The following is a 15,018-nucleotide window of genomic DNA, read 5'->3' as shown; positions in this document are numbered from 1 at the left end:
CCGCGCCCTCAGGACAGGCCGGGGAAGAGATAAGTCTGGTTCGACGAGAAATCGAAGTCCGGGTTCTCCCAGGCGATCATCTTGCCGGGGTTGAGCAGCCCCTTCGGGTCGGCTTCCTTCTTGAAGGCGAGCTGCACCGCGTCGGTCTGCTTCATGCCGCCCTCTTCCAGCGTATAGCGGTGCGGATTGAAGATCGGGCAACCGTGATCCTCGTGGATCCGGATGATCTCGTCGAGCCGCTCCTCGGTGGTGTAGCGCACGATCGGAAGGCCGAAACAGGTAATCTTGCCGTCGAACCGCACGAACTCCAGATGCCCGAGCACCTCGTCGCCGAAGAGTTCGGCGAGCTGCACCGCCTTCTTCACATGGTCGGGGAAGGGATAGAGCACCTGCAGGTAGGTGATCGTCGGATCGACCCTGAGACCGCGCAGCGTCGTGTGGTTCCAGGTCAGTTCCGGCACCGGCGGCAGGCTCTTCAGATCGCTCTGCGATGCCTCGTCGGAGCGATAGACGAGCTCCGCCCCCGCCCGCCGCGCCAGGAAGGCGGAAAAGGCATCCATCGCGAAGGGCGCCACCATGATCGCGCAGACCGACTGGCTGGAGCGCAGGAACTTCTTGTGCCGCAGGAAATACGCATGCGGGATCGGCGCGGAGATCGGCGCGATCTCCTTGGTCAGGATGCCGTCCTGATTGGCCAGCGCATCGGCGAAAGAGGCCGCATCGGCGAAGCTCTCGAAGCCGACCAGCACATCGACCCAGTCGTAGGACGCGGTCAGCGGCATGGTCACCTCGGTGATGATGCCGTTGGTGCCATAGGCATGGCTGACCTTGTGCAGGTCGGAGCCGGACAGCGTCAGGACGCGCGGCTCCTCCTCCATGGTGACCACGCGCAGGGAGAGGATATTGCCGAAATCGCGCAAGCCGCCCCAGTTGATCGACCCGATCCCGCCCGATCCGCCGGCGACGAAGCCGCCGATCGTCGCGGTGCGATGGGTGGAAGGGTGCATCCTGAGTTCCTGTCCGCTCTCGTGCGCGGCGGCGTCGATGGCCGACATGATGGCGCCGGCCTCGGCACGCACGCTGCCGCGCGCGACCTCCAGCACCTTGTTCATCTCGGCGAGATTGAGCACCACCCCGCCCGACAGGGGCATCGCCTGGCCGTAGTTGCCGGTGCCGGCGCCGCGCGTGGTCACCGGCACGTCATGCGCGTAGCAGGCCTTGAGCACGCGGATCACATCCGCCTCGCTTGTGGCATTGACCACGATGTCCGCCGTCACCTCGTCGAGCTGGCGCTTGAGAACCGGCGAATACCAGAAGAAATCCCGGCTTTTCTGCCGCACGATCTGCGGATTGTCTTCGATGGCCAGGCCTTCGAGGGCGGCCTTTACCGCGGCAATGTCGCTCATATTCCTAAATCCCCAGATCCTTGCTCGCCATGAGATCGTCGAGTTCGCGGTAGTCGGGAAGCGTCCGCGAAATCGCCCGTCCCCCACGCAGGACGGTACGCGCTCCGCCCGGTCGTGCAATCAGTTCGTTCCAGTTTCTCGCCGCAAAGACAATCATGTCGGCCGGCGATCCGACGTCGAGCCGCCCGCGCGTGCTGTCGCCCAGAAGTCCCGCCGGCGTCGACGTGGCCGCGCGGATCCAGTCGCCGGAGGGATGATCGAGATGCAGGATCCGCACCGCCTGGGCATAGACCTCCACCATGTCGAGATCGCCATAGGCATAGAAGGGATCGCGCGTGTTGTCGGAGGCAACCGCGACGGGAATGCCGCGCGCCTTCATCTCGTGCAGCAGCGTCACCCCGCGCCAGCGCGGCGTGCGCCCGCCCGCCCGGTCCATCAGATACATGTTGCAAAGCGGCAGGCTGACAACGCCGATCCCGGCGCGGGCCACGAGATCGAGCGTCCGGTCGACCGCATCATCCGGTTGCCGCGCCAGCGAGCAGCAATGGCCGCAGACGATCTGGCCGGAAAATCGCGTGCGGATGGCGGTCTCGGCGATGATCCTCAAGGAATCCGCATTCGGGTCGGCGGTCTCGTCCACATGGAAGTCGAGCGCCAGGCCGCGGGCCTGCGCGGCGCGGAACATTGCCTCGACATGGGTCTCCAGCCCGTCGATCATGAAGGTGACGGCGCCGAGCACGCCGCCGGCCTCCGCCACCCGGTCGGCGATTGCCGGCAGGAACGCCGGATCTTCCAGACCGTCGATCCCGAAGAGGGCGGAGGCCTGCAGGTCGATGCGGTCGGCCCAGTCGCGCCGCACGTCCTTGAACACCTCCCAGCTGATGCCGTCCTGCGGCGGAATGCTGTCGAGATGGGTGCGCATCAAGACCGTGCCATGGGTATGGGCGCAGGCCAGTGCGAAGGACATGCGCCGGCGCACGTCCTCGGCCGACCACTGCGCCTCACGGTCCGATTTCACCGCCTCGAGCGCGCCGTCGAAACTGCCATCGGGATTGGGCCGGCGGGCCCAGATATGTCCCTTGTCGAGATGGGTGTGCATGTCGACCAGACCCGGCAGGACCAGCCCGCCGTCGAGATCGATCCGTTTCGCATCGCCGTATTCGATCAATTCGCCGCAGGGCGCTATTGCCGCGACCTCGCCCTTGTCGATCAGGATGTCCGCGCGCCCCAGCCCGTCGCCGATGTGGTTGAGGATGCCGGCGGTGACGGCGCTTGGAAGCGTCGCGTTTGCCAGCAGCACCGGGCCCTCGCCCCGGGGAATCTCGTGTGTGTCGATTGCGTCAGCCATCCCGTTTGATCGCGCTTTCGTGCCAGCGCCGCAACATCAAATGCGACAGGATGCTCAGGCTCGCGAAGATCACGATCCCGGTGAGCGAGATCAGCACGATGGCCGCGAACATGCGCGGGATGTTGAGCCGGTAGCTCGCCTCCAGGATCTTGAACGCCAGCCCCGACCCGAGCCCGCCGGTGCCGGCGACGAATTCGGCGACGATGGCGCCGATCAGCGACAGGCCGCCGGCGATCTTCAGCCCGCCGAGGAAATACGGCAGCGCGGAGGGAAGCCGCAGGTGCCACAGGGTCTGCCACCGGCTGGCGCCATAGAGCTGGAACAGGTTGCGCAGGTTGTGATCGGCGGAATTCAGCCCGAGCGTCGTGTTCGACAGGATCGGGAAGAAGGCAACGATCCAGGCACAGATCAGCAAGCCCACGATCTTGGACGGCACATAGATGAAGATCAGCGGCGCGATCACGATCACCGGTGTCACCTGCAGGATCACCGCGTAGGGGAAGAAGGACATCTCCACCCATTTCGACTGGGCGAAGAGCACCGCCAGGCCGACGCCGCCGATGGTGGCGATGACCAGCGCGCCGAGGGTGATCTGCAGCGTGACGAGAAGCGCCGGCCACAGCGTCGGCCAGTCCTGAAGGAGGGCTGCGACCACGCGGTCGGGTCCGGGCAGGATGTAATGCGGCACCTGATAGGCATCCACATACCATTGCCAGCCGGCGATGGTGGCGATCATAACCACGGCCGGGAGCGCCCAGCGCGCGATCCGGTCGATCCGCGCGCGCCGGAGCTTGCCGGCTTCCGCCGCATCCAGCGGCGGCAGCGCCGCCGCTGCCAGGCGATCCGGTTCGGTGTCTGCGGTCATCGCGTCTTTCCCCTCATGCGTCCGGCGCCTCGCCGGCCATAGCCGCCTGCAGCGCGTCGGAGGCCCGCCGGCAGTGGTCGGAATACAGATGCGAGGTCCGGAACTCCTCGCCGCGCGGATAGGGCGCATCGACATCGAGATCGGCGACGACGCGCCCCGGGCGCGCGGCCATGATCACGATCCGGTTCGACAGATAGACGCTCTCGAACACGGAATGCGTCACGAAGACCACCGTCCAGCCGAACTCCTCCCACAGGCGCAACAGGTCGTTGTTGAGCCGGAAGCGGGTGATCTCGTCGAGGGCCGCGAAGGGCTCGTCCATCAACAGCAGTTTCGGCTTGGTCACCAGGGCACGGGCAATCGAGACCCGCATCTTCATGCCGCCGGACAATTCGCGCGGATAGCTCTCAGCAAATCCCTCCAGACCGACCATCTCAAGCGCCTCCATCACCCGGTCGCGGGCGACGCGGGCGCTCTCGCCCTTCAGCTTGAGCGGCAGATGCACATTGGCGAAAACCGTCGCCCAAGGCATCAGGGTCGGCTCCTGGAACACGAAGCTGATGTCGTGATCCTTTTGCCCCGGCCGTTCGCCCGGCCAGACGAGACGCCCGGCGCTCGGGCTCGACAGGCCGGCGACGATCCTGAGTGCCGTCGACTTGCCGCAGCCCGACGGACCCAGCAGGCTGACGAACTCTCCCTGCCGGATGCTCAGCGACATGTCCTTGAGCGCGACCGTCGCGTTGGAAAAGGTCTTGGAGACATTCTGCAGCGAGACGACCGTTCCGGCCGTCTCGCCCGCACGTCGTGAGGACGCGAGTGTCACGTCGGTGCCTCCACCGCGTCGCGATCCCTTGCGCGTTCTGTGGTCAGGATCAACACGCCGCTCAGTTTCCGGTCAGTTTTTTCTTGAGGTCCAGACCCACGCCCTTGTTGATGAACTCGAGCGTGTAGCTTTCCTTGATGTCGATGCCGTCCTCGATGACGCCGGCCTTGACCATCTTGGCGTAGAAATCGGCGTTGCGCTCGTCGGTCATCGCGCCGATGCCCAGCGTTTCCGCATCTCCGGAATCGACGATGCCGTATTCCTTCATCTGCGCGATGGAGAAATCGATCTGTTCCGCCGACATTTCCGGATTGGCCTCCATGATCAGCGCATTGGCCGCTGAATTGTCGCCATAGAGGTAGTTGGTCCAGCCGATCGCCGAACCGTCGACGAAGCACTTCACCGCCTCGGGCCGGTTGGCGATGGTGTCCTGCATCGCCTCGATCGTGGTCGAGTAGCTGTTGAAGCCATAGTCCGCGATCAGGAAGACATCCGGCATGAAGCCGCCCTCGCGCTGGATCGAGAAGGGCTCGGAGGTGACATAGCCCTGCTGGCCGGCGGTCTCGTCCGCCAGGAAGGGCGCCGGGTTGAACGTATAGGGACGCCGCTGCTCGACGGTGAAACCGTACTCGGAGATCATCCACTGGTAGTAGGAGGCAAAGCCGTTGTCGCCGATCATGAGCGGCGCGGTTCCCGCCAGGCTCTCCCAGGTCTCGTATTTGCCGGGATGGGTGAGAATGACCTGCGGCTCCTTCTGGAACGCCGACGCGACCACCACGACGGGAATGCCCTCGCGCCGCGCATAGAAGGCCTGCAGCATGTTGCCACCCATGTGGAAGTCCATCTTGCCCGCCAGCATCAGCGCGCGGTTGTTGACCTGCGGCCCGCCCGGCACGATGGTCACGTTGAGACCGCAGGCCTCATAGGTTCCGTCCGCGACCGCCTGGTAGAAACCGCCGTGTTCGGCCTGGGCCAGCCAGTTGGTGCCGAAGGTCACGCTCTCCTGCGCGCTTGCCGCTCCGGCGACAAGCCCCATCAGCGCCGACGCCGCAACACCGCATGCCGCCCGTGCGGCTCCCGTTTTCAAGAAATTCCCCATCGCGCTTTCCGCCTCCAAATAGCTGTTTCAATCGACCCAGCCCGCCGTTGACCGGCCGGCGCTTTATGATTGGCCACCTCCGCAGCGAAGGTGGCGGCAACGCTCGGGGAACGCCCCCTCCTGCAAAAACCCGGCGCGCCGCTCCGCAAAAGACAAAGCAAGCGGCATGCCATGCGCCGGACCGCTCCGCCTCCCTGCGGCACGCCGGGACCCTGTCTCCAGCCGGCCCGGATTTCGGGCGGTTCCGGCGCATCGCGAAACCCGCGACGCTTCACACTAGCTCAGGTTCGCCGCACAAAAAAGCGCCATGCACTGACGCGAAAACACACCTGAAAACAGACCGATTCGCGAAACGGGGGATTTCTTCCCGCGCGCGGTTGCCTAGAGTGGGGGTCGATCGAGCGGCATGGAGACAGGACCGATGAAGACCGTCACGCCAGGGGAAATCGCCCCGCCCTTCGCCCGCTACAGCCACGCGGTGGAGGTCCCGCCGGGCGCGCGCATGCTGGTGTGTTCCGGCCAGCTCGGCATCTCGCCGGAGCTGACTGTGCCGGACGGCGCGGAAGCGCAGACGGTGCTGTGCTTTGAAAACATCGGCGCCATCCTGCGCGCGGCCGGCATGGACTACGCCGATATCGTGCGCATCAACGCCTTTGTGACGGGGCGCGAGCATCTGGCCGGCTACATGAAGGCCCGCGACCGCTTTACCGCCACCCCGCCGCCGGCCTCCACCTTGATGATCGTCTCGGGCTTTGCCCGGCCCGAATTCGTCGTCGAGATCGAGGTGATCGCGGCGCGCGCCTGATCGCGCGACCGTTGCCGCATCGCCTCCGGCAGTTTAATTTCGATCCCGCGCGGCATGGCGCCATGCCGCAAGGCTCAACTCCCTGTCTGGAACTCGGGCGGTCGTCGGGATCGCTATCCAAGCCTGCAGGTCGACAAGACGACAGGACGAACCCGCATGCGCAAATGGATCAAGACCCCGCTCGCCATTCTTGCTGACAACGCGGAGGGCGGCATCGTCGTCGAGGGCGGCAGGATCGTGGAATGCATCCCTGCGGGCGGGCAGCCCGAAATCCCGGTCGACGCCACCTTCGACGCCTCGCGCCACGTGGTGATTCCGGGGCTGATCAACACGCACCATCACTTCTTCCAGACGCTGACACGCGCCCATCCGAGCGCGATCAACAAGGAACTGTTTCCCTGGCTCCAGTCGCTCTATCCGATCTGGGCGAAGAACGTGACGCCGGAAACCTTCCGGATGGGCACGCGGCTGGCCTTGACCGAACTGATGATGTCGGGCTGCACCGCCGCCTCCGACCATCACTATCTCTTCCCCGACGGGCTTGAGAGCGCCATCGACATCCAGGTGGAGGAGGCGACACGGCTCGGCATCCGCATGACGGTGACGCGCGGCTCCATGAACCTCAGCCAGAAGGACGGCGGCCTGCCGCCCGACAGCGTGGTGCAGGACGAGGACACCATTCTCGCCGACTGCGAGCGCGTGCTGTCGCGCTACCACGACACCCGCGAGGGCGCGCGCATCCAGGTGGCGCTGGCGCCCTGCGCGCCCTTCACCGTGACCAAGCGGCTGATGCGCGAAAGCGTGGCGCTCGCCGAACGCTTCGACTGCCGCCTGCACACCCACCTCGGCGAGACCATCGACGAGGACGACTACTGCCTGCACCACTTCCAGTGCCGGCCGGTCGACTATCTGGAGGATTGCGGCTGGCTGAACGACCGCGTCTGGCTGGCCCATGGCATCCACTTCAACGACGACGAGATCAGGCGGCTCGGCCATGCCTGCGTCGGCGTGTGCCATTGCCCGACCTCCAACATGGTGCTCGCCTCCGGCCAATGCCGCACCAAGGAGCTGGAAGCCGCCGGCTGCCCGGTCGGGCTCGGCGTCGACGGCTCCGCCTCCAACGACAATTCCAACCTGATGGAAGGCCTGCGCCACGCGCTGATGATCAACCGCCTCACCTATGATGCGGCGAGCGTCACCCATCACGACACCTACCGCTGGGCGACCGAAGGCTCCGCCCGCTGCCTCGGGCGCGACGATCTCGGCGCCATCGCCATCGGCAAGCAGGCCGACCTTGCCATGTACACGCTGGACGAATTGCGCTTTTCCGGCTCGGGCGATCCGCTGGCCGCCCTCATCCTGTGCGGCGCGCATAGCGCCGACCGGGTGATGGTCGGCGGCGAATGGACCGTGGTCGACGGCGATCCGGTCAACATCGACGTCGAAAAGCTGCGCGCCGAACATGGCGCCGCCGCCAAGCGTTTCCTGGAAGCGTTGTAAGGCGGCGGACCGTTTCGCGGGCAGGCACGGAGACGCGCGACGATGACGCTGCCCGGCTTGCGCGCTATGGTCGGCATACGACAATGCGCCGTGCCGCATCCCCACCCCCATATCCGTTTCATGAGGCCGTCATGACAGAACTTCCCCGCCGCTTCTGGCACGAGATGACCGCTTACGATTTCGCGGAAAACGACACGTCGTCGTGGATCGCCGTGCTGCCCGTCGCCGCCATCGAGCAGCACGGACCGCATCTGCCGGTCTTCACCGACACCTGCATCGCGGAAGGCCAGATTTCGCGCGTGCTGGAACTGCTTCCGCCCGATCTTCCGGTGACCTTCCTGCCGGTGCAGGCGGTCGGCAAGTCGAACGAACATATCTCCTCGCCCGGAACGCTCACGCAATCCTGGGACACGGTGACCCGCGCCTGGGAGGAGATCGGCGACAGCGTGCATCGCGCCGGCGTGCGCAAGCTGGTGCTCGTCACCTCGCACGGCGGCAACGTGCCGATCATCGACATCGTCGCCCGCGAGCTCCGGGTGAAACACGACATGCTGGTGACCGCGACCGGTTGGGCCCGGTTTGGCCAGCCGCACGGCGTCTTCCCGCCGGAGGAATTCACCTACGGCATTCACGGCGGCGACATCGAGACCTCGATCATGCTCTATCTGCGCCCCGACCTCGTGAAGATGGACAAGGCGCAGGACTTCCGCTCCACCCAGCTCGACTTCATCGAGGAGTTCAAGCACCTGCGCGGCCACGGCCCGGCGCAATTCGGCTGGAAGGCGCAGGACCTCAATCCGGGCGGCGCCGTCGGCAATGCCGCCGCCGCCACCAGCGCCAAGGGCGAGGCCTCGCTCGATCATGCCGCGCGCGGCTTCGTCGAACTCCTAAAGGACATTCACGCCTTCGACATGGCCCGGCTGTGGACGCCCGAGGGTTGAGGGATCAGGTCAGCGTGCGCCAGGAGGCCTCGTCGAAGCCGATCAGCCACTGGTGGTCGGCCTCCAGGATCGGTCGCTTGATCGCGGAAGGGTTGTCGACCAGCACCGCGACGGCGGACGCCGCGTCGGTGACGCGCTCGCGCGTCGCCTCGTCGAGCTTTCGCCAGGTGGTGCCGCGCGTGTTCACCAGCGCCTGCCAGTCGAAGGCCTTGAGGAACCGCTCCAGCAGGGCGGCATCCACGCCGTTCTTGCGGTAGTCGTGAAAGACATAGGCGATGCCATTTTCGTCGAGAAAGCGACGGGCGCTCTTCACCTTGTCGCAATTCGCTATACCGTAGAGCGTGACAGTCATTGCAGGGTCCCGGGATCTTGACGTCGACATCAGGCGTGGCCGCGACGCCCGGCGCAGGAGGCGGGCGGACGCGGCGACCGCCGGGCGATGGGACACCAGACAAGGGCATTTGGCAATGGCAGCAAGAAAACAGCGCAAGGCCGACAGCGGCGCGGGACTGCGCCAGAACCTCAGGCTGGCGAGCGGGCTGGTGCTGCTCACCTTCGCCTTCACCCATTTCCTCAACCACATGCTGGGCATCTGGTCGCTCGATGCCATGGAGGCCGGACGGCTGGTGTTCCTCGCCGTGTGGCGCAGCGCGCCCGGCGAAGCGGTAATGCTCGCCAGCCTTCTCGCCCATGTCACCCTCACCCTGTGGAAAACCGGCCGGCGGCGGACCTTGCGCCTGTCGGCCTGGCAATGGGCACAACTCCTGCTCGGGCTGTCGATTCCCGTCCTGCTGATCCCCCACGCCATCGGCACCGGCGGGCTCGCTGCCCGTTTCGGCTATGACGACACCTACAAGAACGTGCTTTCGATCCTGTGGCCCGGCCTCGTCGTGAACCAGACGCTTCTCATGCTGCTGGTGTGGACACACGGCATGATCGGCCTGCACTTCTGGCTCAGGGTCAAACAGGGCTACCGCCGCTGGTTTCCGGTGCTGCTCGCGGTCGCTTTCCTGGTTCCGGTGCTGGCCTCCTGGGGGTGGATCGACGCCGCGCGCCGGCTGAAGCTGACGCAAAACGTTCCCTTTCCGCTGACGGGCGAGATGATCGCCTGGTCCGATCCGCTGATCCTGTGGCTGAAGTGGGGATTTTACGGCTTTGCCGGACTGGCGGTGGCCATTGTCGCCCTGCGCATCCTGCGCCGGCGCTTCGTGGAGACCATCGAGATCACCTATCCGGGCGACCGCAAGGTCCGTGCCCCGGCCGGACCGACCCTGCTGGAGATCAGCCGGATGAACGGCATTCCCCATGCCGATGTCTGCGGCGGGCGGGCGCGCTGCTCGACCTGTCGCACCCGCATCCTGGTCGGAGCCGAAACCCTGCCGCCGCCGGCCGCCAACGAACAGAAGATCCTCGCGCGCATCGGCGCCGACGAGACCATTCGCCTCGCCTGCCAGATCCGTCCGCAATCGGCCCTGAACGTCCAGCCGCTGGTGCCGGCGCGCGGGGCGGCAAGAGTGTCGGGCCTTGCCGGCGACGCCTATCAGTGGGGCGTGGAGCAGCCGGCGGCGATCCTCTTTGTCGACCTGCGCGATTTCACCGGCCTGTCGGAACACCGTCTGTCCTATGACGTGGTGTTCCTGCTCAACCGCTATCTCGGCGAGACCGCCCATGCGATCGAGGCCTGTGGAGGATATGTGGACAAGTTCATCGGCGACGGCGTGATGGCGATCTTCGGCATGAGCGACGGCCTGCAGGCCGGCTGCCGCAACGCGCTCGCCGCCACCAATGCGATCGCCGAGCGCATGGAGCATCTCAACGCCGAACTCGCCGGACAGCTCGACGCGCCCTTGCGCGTCGGCATGGGCCTGCATGCCGGCCCGGTGATCCTCGGTCGCATCGGCGCGCTGGACACCAATGGCGCCAACGCCCGCATTACCGCCCTCGGCGACGTCGTCAACACGGCCAGCCGGCTTGAATCGAGTTCCAAGGAACTCGGCCATGCGCTTGTCGTCTCCACCACGGTTCTGACGGCCGCCGGCTACAGTTGCGACGCGACCCGGGTGCGCGAGATTTCGATCCGTGGCCGCAAGGACCCCTTGCGCGTCTATGCGCTCGACCCGCCTTCGCCGCTTGCCGACACGCTTGCGCCTGCCGCCAGACCTTCTTCATGACACGGAAAACCGACATGCCCGAGACCTTGACCGCCCGCGACATGCTTGCCCGCCTCGTTGCCTTTCCCACCGTTTCCAGCGTCAGCAATCTCGACCTGATTTCCTTTGCCGAGGACTATCTGGCCGGTCACGGCATCGCCTCGACCAGGGTCTATGACGACACCGGCACCAAGGCCGCGCTCCATGCCTGCATCGGCCCGCGGATCGACGGCGGCGTCGTCTTGTCCGCCCATACCGACGTCGTCCCGGTCGAGGGACAGGACTGGAGCCGCGATCCCTTCACGCTGCATGAGGAGAACGGCCGCCTCTACGGACGCGGCACCTGCGACATGAAGGGCTTTGCCGCCCTGATGCTCGCCGGCGTTCCCGGCATGGTGAAGGCTGACCTGAAGCGGCCGATCCATCTGGCGCTGTCCTATGACGAGGAGGTCGGCTGCCTCGGCGCGCCGCCGATGATCGACAACATGCTCGGCGACGGCCCCCGTCCGTCGACCGCCATCATCGGCGAACCCAGCATGATGAAGGTGATCACCGGCCACAAGGGAACGAGCCTTCTCAAGGTCACGGTCCGCGGCCATTCGGTGCATTCCAGCCAGTGGGACCGGGGGGTCTCGGCGGTCGCCAATGCCGCGCGAATCGTCGCCTGGCTCGACGACCGCACCCGCGAGAACCGTGATTCGGCGGACCGGAGCCTGCCCTTTGATCCGCCCTTCACCACCCTTCACTGCGGCATGATCAAGGGCGGCACGGCGGCCAACATCGTGTCGAAGCACTGCGAATTCGTGACCGATATCCGCAGCCTGCCGGAGGAGACCATCGACATGTGGCAGGAGCGGCTGGAACGCTATATCGGCGAGCACATCCTGCCGGAGATGAAACGCGTGACCCCCGAGGCCGACGTGACGATCGAGCGCCTGGCGCATGTCCCGCCCTTGCGGCCGGAGGACGACGGCGCGGCCGAAACGCTGGCGCGCCGGCTGACCGGCGACAACGGCGAACATATGGTCGTCTACGGAACCGAGGCCGGACAGTTCCAGGAGCGCGGCCTGTCGGCCATCGTCTGCGGTCCGGGATCCATCGACCAGGCGCATCAACCCGATGAATACATCGACGTCACCCAGTTGCAGGCCGGCGAAGCCTTCGTATCGCGCCTGATTGCAACGCTTGGCAATGACTAGGCGAAAGCACGCTGGACGGGGACCCGCCAGCTTGCTTAGATGCGCATTCCAGAGACAGCAACTGCTGGCTTGACCTGTTTCCCGACCGGATCGTCGCATCGGCAAAAGCACCGATAAACGGAACCGGATGCGATGGTCGGGAATGCTGCAACGCAAAAGACGCCAAGAGGGGACTATGCGATACTTCAAACCACTGGCCACGGCCGCGCTTGTCGCGTCGCTGATGGGAACGGCGGCTCATGCCGAAACCCTTCGCTACGCATTCCAGGGAACGCTGAACCAGCTCGATCCCTACACGCTGAACGAGACCTTCACGCTCGGCTCGCACGGCAATGTCTATGAAGGCCTGACGCGGCGCGCCGGAGACCTGGCGATCGAGCCGGCGCTGGCCGAACGCTGGGAGGTGATGGAGCCCAATCGCTGGCGCTTCTATCTGCGCAAGGGCGTGAAGTTCCACAACGGCAACGATTTCACCGCCGACGACGTGGTCTTCTCCGCCGACCGCGTGCGCTCGGAAGGCTCCGACCTGAAGACGCGCATCAATGCCGACGTCAAGGTGGTCAAGGTCGACGACCACACCGTCGACTTCATCCTGCCCGCGCCCAATCCCATCCTGCACTACGAATGGGACACCTGGTACATCATGGACAAGGAGTGGACGGAGGCGAATGACGCCGTGGCCGTGACCTCCGCCTCCGACACGACGCCGAATCACGCGGCGCTCAACGCCAATGGCACCGGTCCCTACAAGGTCATGAGCCACGAGGCCGGCGTGAAGACGGTCTACGAGCGCAACGACAACTGGTGGGATACGCCGGACGGCAACATCGAGACGGTCGAGTTCACCCCGATCGGCTCGGACGCGACCCGCATCGCGGCCCTGCTCAGCGGCGAGCTGGACATGGTCTATCCGGTGCCGGTTCAGGACATCAAGCGCGTCAACGACAACGAGGGCACGCGGGCGCTGACCGGTCCGGAACTGCGCACGATCTTCCTCGGCATGGACCAGAAGCGCGACGAGCTGCTCTACTCCGACGTCAAGGGCAAGAACCCCTTCAAGGACGTGCGCGTGCGCAAGGCCTTCTACCAGGCCATCGACATGGACGCGATCCGCGACAAGGTGATGCGCGGCCTGTCCACGCCGTCGGCGCTCCTGATCTCGCCGTTCCTCTATTCGCGCTCCGACGAGTTCGAGCGCTACCCCTATGATCCGGAAGCGGCCAAGGCGCTGATGGCGGAAGCCGGCTATGCGGACGGCTTCTCGGTCGGCATGGACTGCCCGAACGACCGCTATGTCAACGACGAGGCGATCTGCCAGACGATTGCCGCCTTCCTGGCGCGCATCAACGTCAAGGTCGACCTCAACGCCCAGCCCAAGGCGCAGTATTTCGCCAAGGTGCTCGCCTCCAACGGCTACGACACCTCCTTCTACCTGCTCGGCTGGACCCCGGGGTCCTTCGACAGCTGGAACGTGCTGCACAACATCACCGGCTGCCGTGACGACAAGGGCGCCGGCGGGCCGTTCAACCTCGGCGGCTACTGCAGCCCGGAGGTCGACGCCATCGCCGCCAAGGTGCTTGAGGAAAACGACCCGACGAAGCGTGACGAGCTGATCGCGCAGGCCTTCACCATCCTGCACGACGAGGTCTCGCACATTCCGCTTCACCAGCAGGGTCTTGCCTGGGGCGTGTCTGCCAATGTCGAGCTGACGCAGCGCGCGGACAACCAGTTCCACTTCCGCTGGGTCACCAAGAAGTAAGCGGTCGGTCTTCACCGCAACCGGCCCGGCGGACGCTCCGCCGGGCCGGCCGATTTCGCTCTCGCATCATCGAGGCAACATGCTCGCCTTTTCCATACGGCGTCTGCTGCAGGCCATTCTGGTCATGCTGGTCGTGGCGCTGATCTCTTTCACGTTGTTCCGCTTCGTCGGCGATCCGGTCAACCAGATGGTCGGCGTAGAGACGACCCCCGAGCAGCGCGAGGCGCTGCGCGAGCGGCTCGGGCTCAACGATCCGATCATGACCCAGTTCGGCCGCTTCATCGTCAAGGCGGCGCAATTCGACTTCGGCACCTCCTACCAGTTCCGCCAGCCTGTTTCCGACCTGATCGGCAAGCGCCTGCCGGCGACGCTGGAACTATCCCTGGTCTCGGCGATCTTCGCGCTTCTCGTCGGCATTCCGATGGGCGTCTACACCGGGTTGCACCGTGACAGCGTTCTGTCGAAGCTCTTCCTGTCGATCTCGCTGATCGGCATATCGCTGCCGACCTTCTTCATCGGCATCCTGCTGATCTTCCTGTTTTCCGTGACATTGCAATGGCTGCCGAGTTTCGGGCGCGGCGACACGGTCGCGATCGGCTGGTGGAGCACCGGCCTGCTGACGGTCAGCGGACTGAAGGCGCTGGTGCTCCCCTCCATCACGCTCGGCCTGTTCCAGATGACGCTGATCATGCGCCTGGTGCGGTCGGAAATGCTGGAAGTGATCCGCACCGACTACATCAAGTTCGCCCGCGCACGCGGCTTGCGCCAGCGCAGCATCAATTTCCGCCACGCGCTGAAAAACACGCTGGTGCCGGTGATCACCATCACCGGTCTGCAGGTCGGCTCGATCATCGCCTTCGCGATCATCACCGAGACCGTGTTCCAGTGGCCCGGCATGGGACTTTTGTTCCTGCAGTCGGTGCAAAACGTCGATATCCCGATCATGGCGGCCTATCTGATGCTGATCGCCTTCCTCTTCGTGGTGATCAACCTGATCGTCGACCTGCTCTATTTCGTCGTCGACCCGCGTCTGCGGGCCGATCGCGCAGCGCTGTGAGGCCGGCATGACAGCAAACACCGCAAAAGACGCCGCAACCGATGCCGCCGCCGATGCGGCGGCCGG

General features: G+C 65.4%; 13 protein-coding genes. 7 read left to right on the top strand and 6 right to left on the bottom strand.

The annotated features are described in order from the left end of the window. Positions 1-8: 8 nt before the first annotated feature. From LC092_RS14325 to LC092_RS14305, 5 genes are all read right to left on the bottom strand, one after another. A complete protein-coding gene (locus LC092_RS14325) occupies positions 9-1,406 on the bottom strand; it encodes an FAD-binding oxidoreductase (protein WP_224807650.1) in 1,398 nt (465 codons plus the stop codon). A 4-nt stretch (positions 1,407-1,410) separates the two neighbouring features. Continuing rightward, on the bottom strand, positions 1,411-2,754 hold the full coding sequence (locus LC092_RS14320; RefSeq protein WP_224807649.1) for a cytosine deaminase: 1,344 nt from the start codon (positions 2,752-2,754) through the stop codon (positions 1,411-1,413). Further along, on the bottom strand, positions 2,747-3,619 hold the full coding sequence (locus LC092_RS14315) for an ABC transporter permease (RefSeq protein ID WP_224807648.1): 873 nt from the start codon (positions 3,617-3,619) through the stop codon (positions 2,747-2,749). The genes LC092_RS14320 and LC092_RS14315 overlap by 8 nt, the downstream gene beginning before the upstream one ends. Positions 3,620-3,632: 13 nt before the next feature. Then, positions 3,633-4,442 (bottom strand): ABC transporter ATP-binding protein, encoded by an 810-nt coding sequence (locus LC092_RS14310; protein ID WP_412103585.1) that lies wholly within the window; start codon positions 4,440-4,442, stop codon positions 3,633-3,635. Positions 4,443-4,503: 61 nt separating this feature from the next. Continuing rightward, positions 4,504-5,541, bottom strand: coding sequence for an ABC transporter substrate-binding protein (locus tag LC092_RS14305; protein ID WP_412103584.1), 1,038 nt, complete (start codon positions 5,539-5,541; stop codon positions 4,504-4,506). Between the two features lie 421 nt (positions 5,542-5,962). Here LC092_RS14305 and LC092_RS14300 point away from each other — a divergent pair, with 421 nt between their 5' ends. The 3 genes from LC092_RS14300 to LC092_RS14290 all read left to right on the top strand — a co-directional run bounded on the left by LC092_RS14300 (position 5,963) and on the right by LC092_RS14290 (position 8,787). Then, entirely contained in the window at positions 5,963-6,346 is a 384-nt protein-coding gene (locus LC092_RS14300) for a RidA family protein (RefSeq protein WP_224807647.1), read from the top strand. A gap of 156 nt (positions 6,347-6,502) precedes the next feature. Next, a complete protein-coding gene (locus LC092_RS14295; RefSeq protein WP_224807646.1) occupies positions 6,503-7,846 on the top strand; it encodes an 8-oxoguanine deaminase in 1,344 nt (447 codons plus the stop codon). A 131-nt stretch (positions 7,847-7,977) separates the two neighbouring features. Then, positions 7,978-8,787 carry a creatininase family protein gene (locus LC092_RS14290; protein WP_224807644.1) on the top strand — a complete coding sequence of 270 codons (810 nt, stop codon included), beginning with the start codon at positions 7,978-7,980 and terminating at the stop codon, positions 8,785-8,787. A 4-nt stretch (positions 8,788-8,791) separates the two neighbouring features. On the opposite strand, the gene LC092_RS14285 is transcribed toward LC092_RS14290, so the two are convergent. After that, positions 8,792-9,139 (bottom strand): ArsC family reductase, encoded by a 348-nt coding sequence (locus tag LC092_RS14285; RefSeq protein WP_224807640.1) that lies wholly within the window; start codon positions 9,137-9,139, stop codon positions 8,792-8,794. A gap of 115 nt (positions 9,140-9,254) precedes the next feature. Between LC092_RS14285 and LC092_RS14280 the strand changes: the two genes are divergently transcribed. From LC092_RS14280 to LC092_RS14265, 4 genes are all read left to right on the top strand, one after another. Next, positions 9,255-10,958, top strand: coding sequence for an adenylate/guanylate cyclase domain-containing protein (locus LC092_RS14280; RefSeq protein WP_224807639.1), 1,704 nt, complete (start codon positions 9,255-9,257; stop codon positions 10,956-10,958). A 14-nt stretch (positions 10,959-10,972) separates the two neighbouring features. Beyond that, on the top strand, positions 10,973-12,136 hold the full coding sequence (argE, locus tag LC092_RS14275; RefSeq protein ID WP_224807638.1) for an acetylornithine deacetylase: 1,164 nt from the start codon (positions 10,973-10,975) through the stop codon (positions 12,134-12,136). A 175-nt stretch (positions 12,137-12,311) separates the two neighbouring features. Then, positions 12,312-13,895, top strand: a complete 1,584-nt coding sequence (locus tag LC092_RS14270; RefSeq protein ID WP_224807637.1) for an ABC transporter substrate-binding protein — start codon at positions 12,312-12,314, stop codon at positions 13,893-13,895. Positions 13,896-13,974: 79 nt separating this feature from the next. Beyond that, complete coding sequence (locus LC092_RS14265; RefSeq protein WP_224807635.1) at positions 13,975-14,952, top strand: ABC transporter permease; 978 nt, start codon at positions 13,975-13,977, stop codon at positions 14,950-14,952. Positions 14,953-15,018 lie beyond the last annotated feature (66 nt).

Source organism: Stappia stellulata (genome assembly GCF_020176715.1).
Lineage (GTDB): Bacteria > Pseudomonadota > Alphaproteobacteria > Rhizobiales > Stappiaceae > Stappia.
The sequence above is the reverse complement of the archived record's forward strand: the minus strand, read 5'-3'. Positions and strand labels throughout refer to the sequence as shown.

Bases quoted from the DNA above. Each gene is read 5' to 3' on its own strand.
- LC092_RS14280 (WP_224807639.1), top strand. From the start codon at position 9,255: ATGGCAGCAAGAAAACAGCGCAAGGCCGACAGCGGCGCGGGACTGCGC.
- LC092_RS14295 (WP_224807646.1), top strand. From the start codon at position 6,503: ATGCGCAAATGGATCAAGACCCCGCTCGCCATTCTTGCTGACAACGCG.
- LC092_RS14270 (WP_224807637.1), top strand. From the start codon at position 12,312: ATGCGATACTTCAAACCACTGGCCACGGCCGCGCTTGTCGCGTCGCTG.
- LC092_RS14290 (WP_224807644.1), top strand. From the start codon at position 7,978: ATGACAGAACTTCCCCGCCGCTTCTGGCACGAGATGACCGCTTACGAT.
- LC092_RS14320 (WP_224807649.1), bottom strand. From the start codon at position 2,754: ATGGCTGACGCAATCGACACACACGAGATTCCCCGGGGCGAGGGCCCG.
- LC092_RS14265 (WP_224807635.1), top strand. From the start codon at position 13,975: ATGCTCGCCTTTTCCATACGGCGTCTGCTGCAGGCCATTCTGGTCATG.
- LC092_RS14305 (WP_412103584.1), bottom strand. From the start codon at position 5,541: ATGGGGAATTTCTTGAAAACGGGAGCCGCACGGGCGGCATGCGGTGTT.
- LC092_RS14285 (WP_224807640.1), bottom strand. From the start codon at position 9,139: ATGACTGTCACGCTCTACGGTATAGCGAATTGCGACAAGGTGAAGAGC.
- LC092_RS14300 (WP_224807647.1), top strand. From the start codon at position 5,963: ATGAAGACCGTCACGCCAGGGGAAATCGCCCCGCCCTTCGCCCGCTAC.
- argE (WP_224807638.1), top strand. From the start codon at position 10,973: ATGCCCGAGACCTTGACCGCCCGCGACATGCTTGCCCGCCTCGTTGCC.
- LC092_RS14315 (WP_224807648.1), bottom strand. From the start codon at position 3,619: ATGACCGCAGACACCGAACCGGATCGCCTGGCAGCGGCGGCGCTGCCG.
- LC092_RS14325 (WP_224807650.1), bottom strand. From the start codon at position 1,406: ATGAGCGACATTGCCGCGGTAAAGGCCGCCCTCGAAGGCCTGGCCATC.